An 18918-nucleotide genomic window follows, 5' to 3' on the forward strand; every position below is an offset into this window, starting at 1 on the left:
GACGCGGCGTGCCGTTGGGTTACCAGGTCTGTGCGGCTGACTGGTTGCTGGTGGCCGTGCAGTAGGAGGTGAAGGTGCCGGCGGGGTCGTTCACGGTGAACTTCAGGGACCAGTTGGTCTCGCTCGGCTCGCCCGTGAGGGCGACCGAGTCGGTGGTGTCACCGGCGGCCAGGGATCCGGCGGCGAGCGGGAGCGGACCGAACGCGATCGGGTCGCCCGTGTTCGCGGCCCCGTGCGCGGTGCCGGAGAACTGCACCTCGCTCGTCGCGCCGCCCGAGGACTTCTTCAGCTTCAGCGTCGTGGTCACGGTGTTGGCATCGAGCGGGAACTCCGTACGGATGTCCGTGGAGGAGATCTGCAGCGTCTTGCCGCCGCCGGAGTCGGCCGCGTTGAGAGTGATGGTGCCGCTGCCCGCGGAACCGCAGTTGTACGAGGCCGTCGCCGTCGCCGGAGCCACGGCGAAAGCCGAGCCGGCCAGGGCCAGGGACGCGGTGAGCGCGCCCGAGGCCGCGATCGCGGTCAGGGTGAGTCGTCGCGTCGAGAAGCTGTACATGGGGGTGCTCCTTCTTGGCAGTTGCCGTATTCCTGACAGAACTGGGATGCGCACGAGTGCCGGGCCCGGCGTCGCGACCGCATTACAGCCCGTGATCCTCTTCTGGTGGTTGGCGATCTCTTGGCTGCCGCCGATGAACGGCGCGCAGTGGCCGAGGTGCGGTCGCGGAGCGGCCGAAAAGCAATCCCCGCCCCGTGATCCGCGAGGGCCCGCGGCGGGGAGAGGGACGGGCGGGGCCCGGCCGGGCCCCGCCCCTGAGGATTCAGCGCTCGTATAGGTCGGGTATGGCACGCACCGACAGAGTGGACTCGACTCTTCCGACCCAGGGAATACCCATGGACCCGACAGGAGCGGCCTTGTCCGAACCACAGACCGTCGTCCCCGCGGAGTGGCGCGTCGTGCTCAACGGCGAGGGACAGTACTCCACCTGGTGGACCGACCGTGAACTGCCCGCCGGCTGGCGTGCCGAGGGGACCAGCGGGGCGCGGGAGCTGTGTCTGGCCCGGGTGCAGGAGGTGTGGGCCGATCCGCGTCCGGCGGGGCTGCGCCGGCGTGCGGCGGAGGGGGTGAGCGCGGGGGGTCCCTGCGTGGTCGGCGTCGTCGGGCGGCAGGCTCGCCGGGTGCCGGGCAGCGTGGCCGTACAGGGGGAGGGGTTCGCGCTGTCATTCGGGGGGCTCGACGCGGCGTCGAACCGCTGGGCCCGCTATCTGCGGTCGCTGGGTGTGGGGCGCGGCGCGCTGGTGGGGGTGCTGCTGGGGCTGGGCGCCGAGATGCACGCGGTGACGCTGGGCGTGTGGAAGGCGGGGGCCGGGTGCCTGCCGCTGGACCCGGCCTTCCCGGCGGCCCGGCTGTGCGCGCTCCTCGCCGACGCGGGCGTCCGGGTCCTGGTCACCGAAGTGGCGTACGGGCCGAACGGATTCGACGGACAGGTCCGGTACGTGGACGATCCCGAGGTCTGCGGCGCGCTCGCCCGGCACTCCGACGAGCCGCTCGCCGGGGCGCCGGATCCGGAGGACGTGGCGTATGTGACGCAGGTACCCGCGGCGGCCGGGCATCCGCTCGCCGTCGCGGTCACCCACCGCGGCCTGGCCCACCATGTGGCCTGGGCGGCACGGGAGTTGACCGGTGCGGACGACGGCGGCACGGCGGTGTTCGCACCCGTCGCCTTCGAGCTGGCGGTGACGGGCCTGTGGGCTCCGCTGTGGGCCGGACAGCGGGTGCTGCTCGCACCGCAGACCATGGACCTGGCGGAGCTGGGGGCGTGGCTCGCGGCGGCCGGCTCGTTCGCGTTCCTGAAACTGACGCCAGGTCATCTGGAGCTGCTGGTGCGGCAGTTGGGGGACGCGGGGAGTGTGGCGCTGGCCGCGACCTTCGTGGTCGCGGGCGGGGCACCGGGGCCCGCCGCGGTGCGGCTCGCCGGACTGCTCAGCCCCGGCCGGCTGCGCACCGAGTACGGGACGGCCGAGACGTCGTACGGCACCTTCCTGAGCCCCATGAGGTCCGGCGCGGACGCGCAGCCGCGGGTGCTCGACGCCGCCTTTCTGCCGGTCCCGGACGGCGCGGTGGGCGAGCTGTACGTGGCCGGTCCCGGCGTCGCCCGCGGCTATGTGGGCCGGGCCGCGCTGACGGCGCAGCGGTTCGTCCCCGATCCCTACGGTCCGGCGGGGACACGGATGCACCGCACCGGGCAGCTCGCGCGCCGCACGGCGGCGGGGGAGGTGCAACTGCTCGGCCGTACCGACCGGCAGCTGTGGTTACGCGGACACCGGACCGACCCGGCGGAGACCGAGGAGGCGCTGCACGACCACCCCGGCGTCGGCGAGGCCGTCGTCATCGACGTGCGGCCCGCACCGGGCGATGTCCGCCTGGCCGCCTATGTGGTGCCGCGCCCCGGCGCGCAGGGCCTGGACGCCGCGGCGCTGGTGGCCCACTGCGGGCGGCGGCTGCCCGGACATCTGGTACCCGGGAGCCTCACCCTCCTCGACGAGCTGCCGCGCGACGCCGACGGGCGCGTGGAGCGGGCGGCGCTGCCCGGGGCGTACGGGCGGCGCGGGCCGGACAGCTCCGGCAGGCGGGCCTCGCCGGGGCCGCGCACGCTCCTCGGCGGGCGCGCACTCGCCGAACTGCTCGCGGCACACCGGGTGCCGGGCGCCTGCGTCGCCGTGCTGGAGGACGGCGGTCTGGTCGCGGTCGAGGCCGCGGGCTTCGACGGCGCGGGCAGGCCGATCACCCCGCGTACCGCCTTCCCGGTGGGGGAGTTGAGCCGGTACGTCGCGGTCCTGGGCGCGCTGCGTCTGGTGGACGAGGGCGTGCTCGCGCTGGACGCCGAGGTAGGCCGGGCCGGGGACGCGCCGGTCACCCTGGCGGATCTGCTGGGCCGCTGCCGCGCCGACGCGGGCGCCGGGCTGCTGGAGAACGTCACGGGCGAGGCGTTCGGCCCGCTGATGCGGCGCCTGGTGCTCGGCCCGCTCGGCCTGGACGACAGTTCGTTCGGCGAACCCCCGCCCCGTACGAGGGGCCGGACCGGCGCCCCCGTGGCCCGCCTGGGCCATGACGCCGCCGGCCGGGCGCTCGACGGCGCCCGCCGGGCCGCGGATCCGGCCGAGCTGTGGACCACCGCCGCCGACCTGGCCGAGGTGGTGCTGGAGATCCGGCGTTCCGTGCTCGGCGCCCCGCTCGCGCTGATCGGCCGGGACACCGCGGCCCGCCTGCTGGCCCGCAGGGCCCGCGAACCGCGCGGGATCCGGACGAGAGGCCCCGACCCGGACGGCCTCGACGGCCTCGACGGCCCGGCCACGACGGCCGACGCCCCCGGCTCCGACCTGGAGTTCGCGCACGAGGCCGGCCCGCCCGGCTACTACGCCGCTTCGCTGCTCTGCCTGCGCGCGGGCAGCGGCCTCGTCGTACTGGCCAACGGCCGGGCCGGCAACCGGGTGAGCAAGGAGATCGAGGCCCGGCTGAGAGGTATACACCAAACGGCGGACCCGCCTCGGACGGCCGGTGACGGAACGTAGCGGAATTCACCGGATCCGCAAGAAAAGCGCGAAGTCACCGCCACTGAGCGTGAATTGGTGCAGAACTGTGTTGTCAAGATCTGATCTAGTCCACAGAATGTCCGAGCAGTGTCTCCGCGGGGGGTGGGGGTGCGCGCAGTCTCGGGGGGAGGCGGTATGGCGCCCCATTTGTCTTTCCAGGTGCTGGGTCCGCTGAAGGTGAGCGTGGACGGCCGGCCGCTACCGCTGCGCAGCGCACGGCAGCGCACGGTGCTGGCCATGCTGCTGCTGACTCCGGGGCGGGCCGTCTCCGTGGACGCGCTCGCGGACGCCGTCTGGCACAGTGACCCTCCCGTCACCGTCCGCAACCAGATCGCCATCTGCGTCTCCGCGCTGCGCAAGACATTCCGCGACGAGGCGGGCGTCGGCGGCCTCATCGAGACGCAGCTCCCCGGCTATGTGCTGCACCGCGAGGGCCACTACGTGGACGTGGCCCACCTGTACGAGTCGGCCGCCGCCGCCCGCGGCGCCGCCGAGGCCGGGGACCCGGGCGAGGCCGCGGCCCGCTTCGAGGACGCCCTCGCGCTGTGGTCGGGGCCGGTGCTCGACGGCATGGACGGCAGCGCGCTGAGCGGCACGGTCGGCCGGATCTCCGAGCTGAGGATCGACCTGGCCGAGGAGTACGCCGCCGTCCAGCTCCAGCAGGGCCGCCACCGGTCGGTGGTGGAGAGCCTGGGTCCGATCGTCGCGGAGAACCCGCTGCGCGAGCACGCCCGCGCCGTCCTCATGCAGGCGTACCACCAGTTGGGCCGCCGGTCCGAAGCGCTGGACTGCTACCGCGAAGGGCGCCGTGTCCTCGTCGCCGAGCTGGGCGTCGAACCCGGCGCCGAACTACGGGAACTGCACCGCACGGTGCTGGAGGGCGACGGGCAGATCCTGGTGCGGCCCGCCGCCGTACCGGACGTCACTGTGCCCGATGCCGTTACCGGCCCCGTCCTTGACACCGGACCGCGCCAACTCCCCCTGGCCCGCGAGCCGTTCGTCGGCCGGGAAGGCGCCCTTGAGCTGCTGCGGCGGCTCGTGCCGTCGGCGTCGGGGTACGCCGACGCCACCACGGCCCGCATCGCGACGGTCTGCGGCACCGCCGGGGTCGGCAAGAGCGCCCTCGCCCTGCACTGGGCCGACCGCGTCGCGGGGCGCTTCCCCGACGGCCGGCTCTACGTGGACCTCCGGGGCCCGCACGGACACGGCGGTCCCGGCACCCCCGAGGCGGCCCTGGACCGGGCGCTGCGCGCGCTCGGTGTGCCGGGCACCTCGATCCCGGCCGACCTTGAGGACCGGGCCGCGCTCTACCGCGGCACCCTCGACGGCAGACGGCTGCTCGTCATCCTCGACAACGCCCGCTCCGTGGAACAGATTCGCCCGCTGCTGCCCTGCCGTGGCTCCGCCCGGGTCCTGGTCACCAGCCGGGACCCGCTGAACGGCCTCGCCGGATCCTTCGCCGTGACCCGCGTGGAACTGGGCGCCATGAGCCCGGCCGAGTCCCTGGACCTGCTCGCCGCCACCATCGGCGAGCACCGGGTGACGGCCGAACCGGCCGCGGCGCGGCGCCTGGTGGACCTGTGCGACCGGCTTCCGCTGGCCCTGCGGGTCGTCGCCACCCGACTGCTGTCCGACCATCGGTGGACGCTGCGTCAGATGGCGGCGCGGATGGAGGACCGCCGCGAGCGAATGGGTGTGCTCAACCCGGGCGAGGGCGGGCTGCGTTCAGGCGTCTGGCTCGGCTATCGGGCACTGTCGGTGCAGGCCGCGCGGCTCTACCGACAGCTGAGCATGCTGGAGGTGCCCGACTTCCCGGCCTGGATAGGCGTCCCCGTCCTCGGCGTCACCCCGGACGCCTCCGAGCGGTTACTGCTCCAACTCGTCGGCGCCCAGCTCCTGGAGACCCGTCCCGCCCAGGGCGGCGGGACCCGCTTCCGCTTCCAGGACACGATGCGCCTGTTCGCCCGGGAGCGGTGCCTGGCCGAGGACGACGCGCAGGAATGCGAACAGAGCCTGGACCGGATCCTGACCGCCGTGCTCACGCTGGTGTACGCGGCCCAGGAGCAGCTGTACGGGAAGGGCAAGGCGCCGCACGGGGATCCGGCGCACACCGAGCCGGTCCCGGGCGAGACGGTCAGCGAACTCGTCGCCGACCCCATCAAGTGGTTCGAGGACGAGCGCGAGACGCTCGACGCCCTGGTGGCGCAGGCGGTCCGGGACGGGCACGCGGCCCGTGCCTGGCTCCTCGTGGTGGGGGCGGTCCCGTTCTACGAGACCCGCAACTACCTGGAGGACTGGCGGCGTACCGCCGAGTGCGCTCTCGACGGCGCCCGGCGCGCCGGCCACACCCGCGGCGCGGGCACCATGCTCCGCTGTCTGGGGACACTCGCCATCTACCAGCGCCGCTACGAGGAGGCGCGGGAGCTGCTGCTCACCGCCCTGACCCAGCTGGAGCGGACCGACGACACCCAGGGCCGGGCCATCGCGCGGCGCAACCTCGCGGTGTGCGCCCGCTTCCTCGGCGACCTCACCGGTGCGGCCCGCTACTGCGAGGAGTCCCTGGTGCTGTTCCGGCAGGCCGGGGACAACTCGGGCCTCTCCCACGCGCTGGGGTTGCTCGCCCAGATCGAGATCGAGCAGGGCGACCCCGAACGCGGCGTGGAGCTGAGCAGCCAGGCGATCGAGGTCAGTTACACGGCCGGGTCGCTGCGCAGCCGCACCCAGAACCTCTACCGGCTCGCCGAGGCACTGCTCGGCGCGGGCCGGGCGCCGCAGGCGGAGCGGATCTGCCACGACGTGGTGGGCCTCACCCGCGGCCAGGGCGACCGGCTCGGCGAGGCCCACGGGCTGTGCGCCCTCGGCGAGGCCCAGTGGCGGCAGAACGAGCCGCACAAGGCCCGGGCCAGTCTGCTGCGGGCGCTGCGCCTCGCCGAAGAGGTGGGCGACCGGTTCCTGCAGGCCCGCATCGTCACGCACCTCGCCTGCGCCGAGGCGATCAGCGGCGCCAGCGGCGCGGGCGAACCCCTGGACTGGGCCCAGGAGGAGTTCCGTACGTTCAAGGCGCCGATGTGGGTGCGGCGCGCCGGCCGGCTGCGCGAGGTGCTGGAGTCGCACGACGCGGTCCGCCCCATCGAAGGATCGGTCCTGGCCTGCCTGCTCGCCGACCGCTGAGCCGAGTCACCCGCCGCCTCCCGCGTACGGCGCCCGGCATCCCACGTACGGCGCCCCGGGTCTCGCGCACGGCGCCCCGCATCCCACCTACGCCGTCCCACCTACGCCGTCCCACCTACGCCGTCCCACCTACGCCGTCCCACCTACGCCGTCCCGCATACGGCGTCCCGCATAGGCGTCACGTCCAGGGCAGGTCGTCCTCGACGGTGCTGCTCCGCGCGCTGATCCCGGTCCACGGCAGATCCTCGTCCCCCACCCCGGCGCCCACGGCGAGAAGCAGCGGAAGAAGGAGGAGCGCGGCGCCGGCGAGCGCACTCGCGGCCATACGGGGCTTACGCATGATGGATTCTCCTCATTGTTTCTGCAAATGCTTGCGGAAGTGCCCTGACGCACTTTCTGGAAGCATCCTATGAGGTACGTGCTTTTGATGTGATTTCCCCGCTGTTTCGCGTACTCGAAATCGACTCGATATCGCGGAAAAAGTGCTCGCGGATAGTCTTCCGGAGAAGAATTCGCAGTGGACATCGGGGGATGGGGATTGCGCTGTGCTGAACTCCGCTGGTGTGGCATTGAGACCCGTCGAAAGGGTCGGCGAGCCGCACGGTCCGGGCGCGGACATATCGGGGGCGCTCGAATTCAGACTGCTGGGCCCGGTCTCCGCGACCCGGGCGGGCACGGTGGTCCCGCTCTCAGGGGCGAAGATCCACACGGTACTCGCGGTACTGCTGCTCGCCCGCGGCGCTCTGGTCGCCGACAGCCGGCTGAGTACTGCGCTGTGGGGAGAGGCGCCGCCGCCCACGTCGAACGCGCAGATCTATACCTATGTCTCCCGGCTCAGAAAAGCACTCGGGAACCATGTGCAGATCTTTCGGAAAGGGCCGGGATATATTCTCGATCCCCGAGAGGCGAAGGTTGACCTGTTCTCCTTCGAACGGCTCGAACGACTTGGCCGCCAAGCCCTTGAGGAGGGCCGCCACGAGGAAGCGGGCAGACTTCTCGGTGGCGCGCTCGACTGCTGGAGCGGCTATGCCCTGGAGAACGTGACCGAGCACCTTCTGCAGTTCGAGCGGCCACGTCTGGAATTCCTACGGGCGCAGGCCCTGGAACGCCGCATCGAGGCGGACCTGTCGTTCGGCCGGCACCGCTCCCTGGTCCCCGAACTCCTCTCCCTGGTGGCCCGCTTCCCCATGGACGAGAATCTGCGCGCCCACCTCATCACCGCACTGCACCGCTCCGACCGGCAGGCCGAGGCCGTCCAGGTCTACGGCGAAGGCCGGCGGATCCTCGACGAACAACTCGGCGTCGTACCCGGGCGACTGCTCAGTAGGGCCTATCTGCGGATGCTGCGCGGCGAGAGACCCGACACGCCGCGCCGGCCGCACGTGCTGCTGCCCGGCCGGGCCGCCGCGTTCACCGGTCGCGCCGCCGACGCGGCCCGGCTCAGGTCGCTGCTGCTGCGCCGCCCCTCGGGCCCCGCCGCCCGGCTCGGTGCGGTACTCGTCACGGGCATGCCCGGCAGCGGCAAGACGGCTTTGGCCGCCGAAGTCGCCCACGGCTGTGCCGAGGCGTTCCCGGACGGCGTGGTGCACGCCGACCTCCAGGACGCCGACGGGACCGCCCGCCCGCCCGCGGCCGTACTCGCGGAGATCCTCGCCGCGCTGGGCGAGACACCGGACACCGGGCACACCGCCCGGCACGGCCTGAACGAACTGGTGAGCCGCTACCGGGCCCGGACCGCGGACGCCCGGCTGCTCGTCGTACTCGACGACGCGTCGAGCGCCGTACAACTGACCGGGCTGCTGCCCGCCGGCCGGGACAGCGCGCTGCTCGCCACCGGCCGGGCACGGCTGGCGTGCGTGCCAGCCGCCCGCACCATGAGCCTCGGACCGCTGGGCGACGAGGACGCGGTGGCGCTGCTCGCAGAGACCGTCGGCGCAGACCGTATCCGCGCCGAACCCGCCGCGGTCCGGGACCTGGTGCGCTACTGCGCCGGGCTGCCGCTCGCGCTGCGGATCGCGGGCGCCCGGCTCGCCGCCCGCCCGCACCGGACCGTGGCCCGGCTCACCGCCCGGCTCGCCGACCCGCGCACCCGCGTCGCCGCCCTGAGCTACGGCAGCCTCGACCTGACCCGCACCTTCGGCCACGCCCTCACCCGGCTGACCCCGGCCACCGCCGCCCTGCTGCCCTGGCTCGCCTCCGTGGGGCCGGGCCCCTTCACCGCCCGGCTCGCGGGCGAGGTGACCGGCCTGGCCGAGACCGAGGCGGAACGCGCCCTGGAAGAACTCGTCGACGGCAGCCTGCTCCTCGCCGAGCCCGACGGCGCTCTCGGCGAGGACCGCTACCGCTTCCACCCGCTGGTCCTGCTGCACGCGGACACGACTCCCCGACGGGAGCTGCCCCGGTGACCCCGTGCCCGGCCGACGGCAAACCCGACGACAGCCCTGTTCAAGACAGCCGGCCGAGGCCGGCCGCCATGAAGCGTAAGGATGGTGACTGCCATGAGTGAGGCGGCCCCGATCACTCGACAAGACGCGGTACAGGCCCTCTACTCGGCCATCGAGGAAGCGGCCGGACTGCTGGAGGTGCCGTACGCGCGCGACGACGTGCTGCGCGTCCTGGATCTGTACGGAGGCGATCTCACCCAGGCACAGGTCGCGTTCCGGGTGGCGACCGGTGCGCGCCGCGCGGGCGAGCTGGACTGCCGGTTCACGGTGCCGCAGGACATCGACCCGTACCGACTCGCCCTGGAAAACGGGCTGTTGGAGAAGACGGACCACCCCGTGGCCCAGTTGCTCGCGGACCTGCGCGACAACTGCCCCGTCGACGGCTACGGCATCGACTTCGGTGTCGTCGGAGGGTTCAAGAAGATATGGGTGGTGCTGCCCCGCACCGCCCTCCAGGACGTCAAGAAGCTCGCCGGCCTCCCGTCGATGCCGCCCAGCCTGGGCGCGAGCCTCGACTTCATCGCCCGGCACGGCCTGGGCGACACCGTCGGCCTGCTCGGCATCGACTACCGCAACCGCACCGTCAACATCTACTTCGGCGAGCCGCCCGCCGGCGGCATCGCGCCCGAGTCCGTACGAGCCATGCTCCGCGAGGTCGACCAGGCCGAACCCAGCGAGCAGATGCTCCGGCTCGGCCGCCGGGCCTTCGGCGTCTACGTGACCCTCGACTGGGACTCCCCGGTCATCGAGCGGATCTCCTTCGCCGTGGTCACGACGGACCCGGCCTCCCTGCCCGTCGAACTCGACGAGCGGATCGGGCTGTTCGTACGGCATGTGCAGGACGCCGACCCCAACACGAAGTTCGTCTACGCGGTCGCCTCCCAGCCCGACGGTGAGTACTACAAGCTCCAGGCCTACTACCGCTGGGACTCCGGCGTGCCGGAGATCATGCAGCTCCACGAAGGGGCCCTCGCGGACCCCGTGTGAGCCCGCGCCGCCTCCGCGCCGCGCTCCTCCTCTCCTCTCCTTGCCTCTCTGTCCCCTTTGCCTTGTCGTCCCATCTTTTCGAAAGGTCGCACCTTGAGCACCGTAGAAGTTCCGGTACTGATCGTGGGCGGCGGCGGTTCCGGCCTGGCCGCCTCCGTCTTCCTGTCAGGCCACGGCGTCGAGCACCTGCTGGTGGAGCGCCGCGCGGACACCTCGCGCCTGCCGAAGGCGCACTACATCAACCAGCGCACCATGGGGATCTTCCGCCAGTACGGCCTGGCGGACGACGTGGCCGAACCGGCCGCCGCACCCGAGCAGTTCGGCAAGGTCCGCTGGCAGACCACGCTCACCGGCCCGGGCCCGCTCGACGGGCGGATCATCCACGAGATGGACGGCTTCGGCGGCGGCACGCTGCGCGAGACCTACGAAGCGGCGGGCCCCGTGATGCCCGCCAAACTGCCGCAACTGCGCCTCGAACCGGTGCTGCGCCGCCACGCGGAGGAGCGGAACCCCGGACGCGTCCGGTTCGGCCACGAACTCGTCTCGCTCACCGAGGACGAGGGCGGCAGCGGCGTCACCGCCGAGATCCGCTCCACCGAGACCGGCGAGACCACGACGGTCGTCGCGCGGTACGTGATCGCGGCGGACGCCGGCCGCACGGTGGGCCCCGCCCTCGGCGTACGCATGGAGGGCCTGCCCGCCCTGTTCGACGCCACCACGGCGTACTTCTCCGCCGATCTGTCGCAGTGGTGGACCGAGGGCTCGGTCATCACCTGGTTCCTCAACCCCTACCGCCGCGAACTCTCCAGCGCCCTCATCGAGATGGGCCCGACCTGGGGCAAGCACTGCGAGGAGTGGGGCCTGCACCTGCCGCTCGTCGGTATCGACAGCACCGACGAGGAAGCCGTCGTCGGCCGTATCCGCGAGGTGCTCGGCCTGCCCGACCTCGAACTGACCCTGCACGACGTGACCAGCTGGAGCGTGGAGGCGGTACTCGCCGAGCGCTACCGCCACGGCCGGGCGTTCCTCGTCGGTGACGCCGCCCACCGCCAGCCGCCCGCGGTCGGCCTCGGCCTCAACAGCGGCATCCAGGACGCGCACAACCTCGCCTGGAAGCTCGCCGCCGTGCTCCAGGGCCGCGCGGGCGACAGCCTGCTCGACACCTACGAGGCCGAGCGCCGCCCCGTCGGCCAGTACAACCTGGGCTGGGCGATGTCCGCCGCCTCGCACCACCAGGTGGTCATCGACGCCGCGGTCGGACTCGGCCCGCACGTGCCGCCGGAGCGCCGCACGCCCGTGTTCTTCTCCTACTTCTCACCGACCCCGGTCGGTGCCGCGCAGCGCGCCCGGGCGGCGGAGATCTTCGCCACCCACCGCGGCGAGTGCCAGGCCCTCGACGTGGAGACCGGCTTCGCCTACGAGCAGGGCGCGGTCGTCCCGGACGGCAGCCGCCCGCCGGCCCGCTCGCCGCTCGGCGACGAGTACCGGCCCACGACCCGCCCGGGGCACCTGCTGCCGCACGCCTGGGTCGAGCGGGACGGTACGCGGGTGTCCACCCACGACCTGGTCGGCTCCGGCACGGGCTTCGTGCTGATCACCGGGGCGGACGGGGCCGCCTGGACCCGGGCCGCCGAACTGGCCGCCGAGAAGCTCTCCGTCCCCGTGACCACGGTCCGGATCGGCGACGGCGGCGAGTACACCGACGCCGACGGCGCCTGGCAGCGCCTGCGCGAAACGGACGGGGCGGGCGCCGTCCTGGTCCGGCCCGACCAGCACGTGGCCTGGCGCGCCACGGGCGCCGAGGCGGACCCGGCGGGAGCCCTCACCGAGGCACTCTCCCTCGTCCTGGGGCACCGCACCCCGTGACCACCCACACCACCCGCCCGAGCCCTCTGAAGAACACGGAAGACACAGCATGATCAACAGAAGGTCCTTCCTCGCCGGCGCCGGCGGGGTCACGCTGGCCACGACGGCGCTGTCCGGCGCCGCGCAGGCCAAGTCCGCCGGCTTCGGCAGCCAGTGGAACCGGCTGGCCGACCGGCTCCAGGGACGTCTCGTACTCCCGTCGGACACGGACTACCAGCGGGCCAAGCAGCTCTACCAGGTCCAGTTCGACGCCACCAGCCCCAGGGCGGTCGCCTACTGCGCCTCCACCGCCGACGTCGCCACCTGCGTCCGCTTCGCCGAGGCGCACGGCATACATGTCGCCGCGCGCAGCGGCGGCCACAGCGCGGCCGGCTACTCCACCACCCAGGGCCTGGTCATCGATGTCTCCGGGCTCAACTCCATCGCGCTCGGCGACGGTTCGGTGCGGATGGGGCCCGGCGCCCAGCTCGTCGACATGGCGGACAGGCTCGCCCCGGCCGGCCTCGGCATCTCCGGCGGATACTGCCCCACCGTCGCGGCCGGCGGGTTCTTCCAGGGCGGCGGCATGGGCCTGTTCACCCGCAGCATCGGCATCGCCTCCGACAAGGTGACCTCGGCGCAGGTGGTCCTCGCCGACGGGCGCACCGTCACCGCCTCGCCGGACCGCCACAGCGATCTGTACTGGGCCCTGCGCGGGGGCGGCGGCGGCAACTTCGGCATCGTCACCTCGTACGAGGTCACGCCCTCGCCGCTGACCGACGTGGCCGCCATCAACCTCGTCTGGACCTTCGACCAGTCCCTGGACATGCTCGACGGCTGGACCCGGTGGCTCGCCGACGCCCCGTGGACGATCGGCAGCGGTGTCAACGTCACGCTCACCGACGCCGGTCCCGGCACCGTGCCGACCGCCTCGGTGTTCCTCGCCTCGGTGGACACCGGCGCCACGTTCGACACCGAGATCGCCCGGCTGATCTCGCTGGTCGGCCAACCCCCGGTCTACCAGCAGAAGTTCACCGCCCCGTACAAGTCGGTCCTGATGCAGCTGTACCTGTGCTCCGAGCTGACGGTGCAGCAGTGCCACCGCGCCGACACCTCGCCCGACGGGAAGATCCAGCGCCCGGCGTTCGGCGCCTGGCGCAGCCGGCTGTTCGAGCGGACCATGCCGCGCGAGGGCTGGGCCAAGGCACTGGAGGCGTTCGACGCGAACCGGTTCGCCGGGCAGATGCGCCAGCTGCAGATCTCGGCCCTCGGCGGCCGGGCCAACACCGTGGCCCGCGACGCCACCGCCTATGTCCACCGCGACAGCCTCTTCTCCGTCAGCTACCTGACCTCGAACGCCGCCGCGCCGGTCTCGGCCGAGGCCAAGGCCGCCGCGGCGCAGTACGTCGACAGCGGCTTCGCGGTGATCGACCCGTACTCCAACGGCGAGACGTACCAGAACTTCATCGACCCGCGACTGCCGGACTGGCAGCGCTCCTACTACGGCGAGAACTACGCGCGCCTGGCCCGGGTCAAGGAGAAGTACGACCCGTACCGGTTCTTCCGGTTCGCACAAGGCGTCCGCTGACCCACCGCCCAGCTCCGCCGGGGATCGCCTCCCCGGCGGGGCGGGCCCGTTTCCCGTAACCCCGGGCCCCCGCCGGTGCGGACCGGCCCAGACAGGAGTACTCCATGAAGATCGCGGACCGCAGGCGCCCGGCCCCGCTGGCGCTGCCCGACGGAGTTCGCCCGGACGACGTGCGGCGGGCCACCACCCGGCTGGTCGCGTACGTCAGCGGCAGAACCGACGACGACGGGGCGATACGGGAGCAGTGCGAGAGCAGAGTGCTGGAGTCCGCGCTCGCCCTCTCACTGATCACCCGGACCGGCGCCGACTCCCCGGCCCGGGACCGCCTCCTGGCCTATCTGCGCGGTCATCTGGAGTCCCCCGACCAGCTCGACCGGGTGCTCGCCTCGCTCGCCGTCGGGGCCGCCGCGGGCCGGGAACCCGGCGGCGACAGCGCCCTCGTCGGCACCCTCGCGTCGGGCATCCTGGGCGCCGCGCCGGGCTTCATCTCCACCCGCCGCCGCCTCATGGTGTACGCGGTGCTCTCGGTGCTCGGCTGCCCGCTGCCCGCCGACGCCGAACTCCCGGGCGGCGGACAGGTACCCACCGACCCGCTGCACTCCTGGGCCGCCGTGCAGCAGGCGTCCATCACGCTGATCCTGGCCGGCGCCCTCGGCGTACGGAACCGGGCCACCGAGGCCGCCCTGGACACCCTGCTGGCCACCGACCCCGCCACCTCGGTGTGGGAGGGCTACGCGCTGATGCACCTGCTGGTGCTGCACGCGCTCGCCGGAACACCCGGCCACGAGGAGACCGTGCGGGGCGGCCTCACGACACTGCTGCGCCACCAACGCGCCGACGGCGGCTTCCCGTTCGTCCTGGAGATGCACAACTGGTGCACGTCCACCGGCGGTCTCGCCCTGCACGCGGCGGGCGCAGACCCGCGATTGCTGCGCCGTATGGCCGCGACCCTCGGCGCCCAGCGCGGCGGCGCCGCGCTGCGCTCGCTCTCCCGCGGCGAGGCGCTGACCGGCGGCTGGTCCATGTCGCCGATCGTCGCGCAGAACGACGTCGACGACACCGCCTGCGCCCTGGAGTTCCTCCAGGTCGTCGACCCGGTCGCGCACGCGGAGACGGTACGGGGCGGGGTGGCCGCGCTGCTCGCCGTGCAGGGCACGGACGGCGGCTTCCCGACGTACGTCCAGGGAGCCTCCTCCGAACCGTGCATGACGGCCGCCGCGGTCTGCGCGCTCGGCCCGCACCCGGCCACCGCACCGCAGCGCCGGAAGGCCCTGGGGTTCCTCGCCGACAGCCAGCTCGCCGACGGCGGCTTCGAGCCGGGCTGGAGCCGCAGCCGCCTGCACAGCCTGTTCCGGGTACGGCTCGCCGCCTGCACGGCGAGCCCGGACGACGCGCGCTCGGCCGCCATGGCCGCGCGGATCGAGCAGACGGTGCGCGAGACACAGAACACCGACGGCGGCTGGGGCATGCAGCCCGGTGACCCCAGCGACGACATCAGCACCGCGTACGGCCTGATCACGCTCTGCCACGCCGACGATCCGCGGCCCGTCGGCGCCTCCCTGGCCTGGCTGCTGGAGCGGCAGAAGGCCGACGGCGGCTACGGCGGCCCGCCCGACATGGTCGGTCCGCGCCCCTTCGCCTACCGCTTCCCGCTGCTCACCGACATCCCGGTGCTGCTCGCCCTTGGCCATGTCCGCGCGCGGGTACAGGAGATGCAGTGAGTTCCGAACCGGACACCCACCGCGACCGCTGAACCAACTGCCCCGTGAGAAGCACCTTCACCCCCACTGAACACGGAGAGACAGACATGCTGAGAAAACTGGCCGCCCTGCCCAGCGGAAGGGTCGGCAAGTGGGTCGTGATCGCGCTCTGGGCCGTCGTGCTGGTCCCGGCGCTGATGCTGGCCGGGAAGCTCGGTGACGCGGAGGAGAACGACAACTCGGCCTGGCTGCCCGGCAACGCGGAGGCCACCGCCGTCGTCGAGCGCGCCCAGAAGCTGATGCCCGCCGACTCCGTCCCCGCGATCGTGATCTACGACCGGGCCGGCGGGGTCACCGACGCCGACCTGGCCAAGGCACAGGCGGACGCCGAGGCGTTCCGGAGCATCGAGAACGTCGTCGGCCCGCCGCAGGAACCGGTCAAGTCCCAGGACGGCGAGGCCATCCAGACCATCGTCCAGGTCCACAAGGACCAGTCCGGCTGGGAAGGACTAGGCAAGGTCGTCGACGCGATGACCGAGGTCGGGAAGCAGGACACGGACGGCCTCGGCTTCCATGTCACGGGACCCGCCGGCTACGGCGCCGACTCGATCAAGGCGTTCGGCGGCGGCGGCGCGCTGACCACGATCACCGCGCTGGTCGTGGTGCTGATCCTGCTGATCACCTACCGCAGCCCGGTACTTCCCCTGCTGCCGCTGATCACCGTCGGCGTCGCCCTGATGGTGGCGGAGGCGGTGATCTATCTGCTGGCCAGGGACGCCGGCCTCGTCATCAACAAACAGACCAGCTTCATCCTGGTCGTCCTGATCTTCGGCGCCGCCACCGACTACGCGCTGCTGCTGATCTCCCGCTACCGGGAGGAGTTGGCGCGCCACGAGGACCGGCACGAGGCGATGGCGGAGGCCCTGTACCGCTCGGGCCCGGCGATCGTGGCCAGCGCGGCGACCGTCGCGGTCAGCCTGACCCTGCTGACGCTCGCCGTCCTCAACTCCACCAAGGGCATGGGCCCGGCCTGCGCCATCGGCGTCCTGGTCGGCCTGTTCGCCATGGTGACGCTGATGCCGGCACTGCTGGTCGCCTGCGGCCGATGGATCTTCTGGCCGGTGAAGCCGGTGTACGGCGCCGAGACGACGCACAAGGACAGCGTCTGGACCCGGGTCGGCAAGGCCATCTCCGGCCGTCCCCGCCTGGTGTGGGTGGGCACCGTACTGGTGCTCGCCGCGATGACGCTCGGCACGCTCGGGCTCGACGCCTCGGGCCTGTCCAACAAGGACCAGTTCACCAACAAGCCCCAGATGGCGGTCGGTGAGGAGATCCGCGCCGAGCACTTCCCGGCCGGAGCCGGCGACCCCGTCTACGTGGTGGCCAAGGCCGGCGCGGCGGACCAGGTCAAGACGGCACTGGCCGAGGTGCCCGGCTTCAGCGGCGTCGAGGACCCCGTGGTCAGCGGCGGCGAGGCGGTGCTGCTCGCGCAGTTGGAGGCCGAGCCCACCAGCGAGGCGGCGATGCGCACCGTCGAACGCGCCCGGACCGCGGTCCACCGGATCGACGGCGCGGACGCACAGGTCGGCGGCAGCACCGCGATCATGGTCGACACCCAGAACGCGGCGGCCCGCGACTCCAAGGTGATCATCCCGATCGTGCTGCTCGTGGTGCTGCTCATCCTGGGGGTGCTGCTGCGCGCGGTGGTCGCGCCGCTGCTGCTGATGGCGACGGTGCTGCTGTCGTTCGGCGCGGCCCTCGGCGTGAGCAGCCTGGTGTTCGAGCATGTCTTCGGCCTCGCCGGGGCCGAGGCGTCGTTCCCGCTGCTGGCGTTCGTGTTCCTGGTGGCGCTGGGCATCGACTACAACATCTTCCTGGTCACCCGGGTCCGCGAGGACACACTGCTGCACGGCACCCGCCGCGCCGCGCTGACCGGCCTGTCGTCCACCGGCGGTGTGATCACCTCGGCGGGTGTGGTGCTGGCCGGCACCTTCGCGGCGATGGCCTCGCTGCCGCTGGTCTTCGCGGTACAGCTGGGATTCGCGGTGGCGTTCGGCGTACTGCTCGACACCCTCGTGGTGCGCTCGGTGCTGGTCACCGCGCTCACCCTGGACGTGGGCCGCTGGATGTGGTGGCCCAGCAAGCTGTTCCGGCAGCACGACGACGCGGTGGCGCCGGTGGGCGAACCCGGTCAGGTGCCCGTGTACAGCGGTAAATGAACCACCCCTGCCACGGGTCCCCGGTGCCGCCCGCACGGCGGCGCCGGGCCCGTGCGCGGGAGGCCGGCCGGTGGACCGAGGGGAGCGGACCGGGCCGTGCCACGTGTACTTCGAGCGGGGGCTTGTGACAGAGGCGACCGCATGCACAGTCCGGGGCATGTCCGGACAATATTTTCGGGGCAGAACTATGAGTGCAGAGTCGATGGACAGGGGAATCCGCCGCAGCACCATGACCGCCGTCCCGGTGGCCGTCGGACAGAGCGGAAGACAGGCCGTTGCCGAGCAGCGGCCAGGGGGGAGCACGGGGATCGCGGGGAGCACGGAAGGCACCGGTACACAGCGCCTGGCGGAACTGGAGCGCGAGGTCCGGGAGTTGAAGCGGGCCAACGAGACACTCAAGCAGTACGTGAGCAAGGTGCTGGACCTCGACACCACCGCCTTCCCGCGGCGCCGGGACGACAGCGTCCCGGACACCGCCGGACACCCCGGCCCGGACACCGCCGGACACCCCGGCCCGGACGCGGCCGGTCCGCCGGCCCCTCCCGCGTCGGACGCCGGGGTGGAGTTCCGGGTCCTCGGCCCGGTCGAGGCCGCCGTCGGCGGCCGGTGGGTGGACCTGGGAGCGCCCAAACAGCGCGCGGCGCTCGTCCTGCTGGTGAGCCAGGTGGGCCAGCCGGTCTCGGTCGACGTACTGCTGGAGGCGCTGTGGGACGGCCGGCCGCCGCAGTCGGCGATCACGTCGCTGCACGCGTACATCGCCAATCTGCGGCGCGCCCTGGAACCGCACCGGGCCCCGCGCACCCCGGCGACGGTGCTGTGCACCCGCGGGCGGGGCTATCTGCTGGACAGCCGGGCCGTCTCGGTCGACGCCCACCGCTTCGGGGAGAGCGCCACCGCCGGCTGGCAGGCGCTGGACCGGGGTGATCCGCAGCGGGCGCTGTACGCGTTCGAGGCGGGCCTGGCGCTGTGGCGCGGAGAGGCGTACGCGGAGGTGGCCGGGGCGCCGCAAGTCGCCCCGGAGGCCGTACGCCTGGAGGAGATGCGCCTGTCGGTGATCGAGGGCCGCTGCGCCACCCTGATCGCGGTGGGCAACCACGAGATGGCGGTGCCCGAACTGGTGGCGTTCACCCAGGCCCATCCGCTGCGCGAGTACGGCTGCGAACTGCTGAGCCTCGCGCTGTACCGGGCGGGCCGGCAGGCCGACGCCCTGTCGGTGCTGCGCGCCCACCAGAAGAAGATGCTGGAGGACCTGGGCATCTCGCCCAGCCCCGCGCTGCAGCACCTGGAACTGGAAATCCTGCGCCAGGCACCGGAGTTGGAGCACTCGTAGAATCCTGTCCCGGCCGAGGAAGCCTCCGGCGCGGCGGTCCTGGAAC

The 18918-nt window shown here is 72.9% G+C and carries 11 protein-coding genes; 9 read left to right on the forward strand and 2 right to left on the reverse strand.

Annotated features, from left to right (window positions below):
* Positions 1 to 19 precede the first annotated feature (19 nt).
* Complete coding sequence (locus tag ACFUN8_RS31290) at positions 20 to 553, reverse strand: hypothetical protein (RefSeq protein WP_383644991.1); 534 nt, start codon at positions 551 to 553, stop codon at positions 20 to 22.
* 356 nt (positions 554 to 909) lie between these two features.
* Between ACFUN8_RS31290 and ACFUN8_RS31295 the strand changes: the two genes are divergently transcribed.
* Both ACFUN8_RS31295 and ACFUN8_RS31300 read left to right on the forward strand, forming a co-directional pair.
* On the forward strand, positions 910 to 3567 hold the full coding sequence (locus tag ACFUN8_RS31295) for an AMP-binding protein (RefSeq protein ID WP_383644994.1): 2658 nt from the start codon (positions 910 to 912) through the stop codon (positions 3565 to 3567).
* 156 nt (positions 3568 to 3723) lie between these two features.
* Positions 3724 to 6759, forward strand: coding sequence for a BTAD domain-containing putative transcriptional regulator (locus tag ACFUN8_RS31300; RefSeq protein WP_383644997.1), 3036 nt, complete (start codon positions 3724 to 3726; stop codon positions 6757 to 6759).
* A gap of 178 nt (positions 6760 to 6937) precedes the next feature.
* On the opposite strand, the gene ACFUN8_RS31305 is transcribed toward ACFUN8_RS31300, so the two are convergent.
* Positions 6938 to 7099, reverse strand: coding sequence for a hypothetical protein (locus ACFUN8_RS31305; protein WP_383645000.1), 162 nt, complete (start codon positions 7097 to 7099; stop codon positions 6938 to 6940).
* Between the two features lie 223 nt (positions 7100 to 7322).
* On the opposite strand from ACFUN8_RS31305, the gene ACFUN8_RS31310 reads away from it, so the two are divergent.
* From ACFUN8_RS31310 to ACFUN8_RS31340, 7 genes are all read left to right on the forward strand, one after another.
* On the forward strand, positions 7323 to 9164 hold the full coding sequence (locus ACFUN8_RS31310; protein ID WP_383645003.1) for a BTAD domain-containing putative transcriptional regulator: 1842 nt from the start codon (positions 7323 to 7325) through the stop codon (positions 9162 to 9164).
* Positions 9165 to 9257: 93 nt separating this feature from the next.
* The gene (locus tag ACFUN8_RS31315; protein WP_383645006.1) at positions 9258 to 10190 is read left to right on the forward strand and encodes an aromatic prenyltransferase; all 933 of its coding nucleotides are present in this window, start codon (positions 9258 to 9260) and stop codon (positions 10188 to 10190) included.
* A gap of 93 nt (positions 10191 to 10283) precedes the next feature.
* Positions 10284 to 12056 carry an FAD-dependent monooxygenase gene (locus ACFUN8_RS31320; RefSeq protein WP_383645009.1) on the forward strand — a complete coding sequence of 591 codons (1773 nt, stop codon included), beginning with the start codon at positions 10284 to 10286 and terminating at the stop codon, positions 12054 to 12056.
* Positions 12057 to 12105: 49 nt separating this feature from the next.
* Positions 12106 to 13623, forward strand: coding sequence for an FAD-binding oxidoreductase (locus ACFUN8_RS31325; RefSeq protein ID WP_383645011.1), 1518 nt, complete (start codon positions 12106 to 12108; stop codon positions 13621 to 13623).
* A 104-nt stretch (positions 13624 to 13727) separates the two neighbouring features.
* Positions 13728 to 15344 (forward strand): prenyltransferase/squalene oxidase repeat-containing protein, encoded by a 1617-nt coding sequence (locus tag ACFUN8_RS31330; protein ID WP_383645014.1) that lies wholly within the window; start codon positions 13728 to 13730, stop codon positions 15342 to 15344.
* An 86-nt stretch (positions 15345 to 15430) separates the two neighbouring features.
* Positions 15431 to 17542: an MMPL family transporter gene (locus ACFUN8_RS31335; RefSeq protein WP_383645017.1), complete on the forward strand. Its 2112-nt coding sequence runs from the start codon at positions 15431 to 15433 to the stop codon at positions 17540 to 17542.
* 202 nt (positions 17543 to 17744) lie between these two features.
* A complete protein-coding gene (locus ACFUN8_RS31340; RefSeq protein WP_383645020.1) occupies positions 17745 to 18872 on the forward strand; it encodes a BTAD domain-containing putative transcriptional regulator in 1128 nt (375 codons plus the stop codon).
* Positions 18873 to 18918: the final 46 nt, after the last annotated feature.

The organism is Streptomyces sp. NPDC057307, from assembly GCF_042667665.1.
Classification (GTDB): Bacteria; Actinomycetota; Actinomycetes; order Streptomycetales; family Streptomycetaceae; genus Streptomyces.

Coding starts and splice junctions, on each gene's coding strand:
- ACFUN8_RS31290 (WP_383644991.1), bottom strand. CDS start 553: ATGTACAGCTTCTCGACGCGACGACTCACCCTGACCGCGATCGCGGCC.
- ACFUN8_RS31300 (WP_383644997.1), top strand. CDS start 3,724: ATGGCGCCCCATTTGTCTTTCCAGGTGCTGGGTCCGCTGAAGGTGAGC.
- ACFUN8_RS31305 (WP_383645000.1), bottom strand. CDS start 7,099: ATGCGTAAGCCCCGTATGGCCGCGAGTGCGCTCGCCGGCGCCGCGCTC.
- ACFUN8_RS31315 (WP_383645006.1), top strand. CDS start 9,258: ATGAGTGAGGCGGCCCCGATCACTCGACAAGACGCGGTACAGGCCCTC.
- ACFUN8_RS31325 (WP_383645011.1), top strand. CDS start 12,106: ATGATCAACAGAAGGTCCTTCCTCGCCGGCGCCGGCGGGGTCACGCTG.
- ACFUN8_RS31330 (WP_383645014.1), top strand. CDS start 13,728: ATGAAGATCGCGGACCGCAGGCGCCCGGCCCCGCTGGCGCTGCCCGAC.
- ACFUN8_RS31335 (WP_383645017.1), top strand. CDS start 15,431: ATGCTGAGAAAACTGGCCGCCCTGCCCAGCGGAAGGGTCGGCAAGTGG.
- ACFUN8_RS31340 (WP_383645020.1), top strand. CDS start 17,745: ATGGACAGGGGAATCCGCCGCAGCACCATGACCGCCGTCCCGGTGGCC.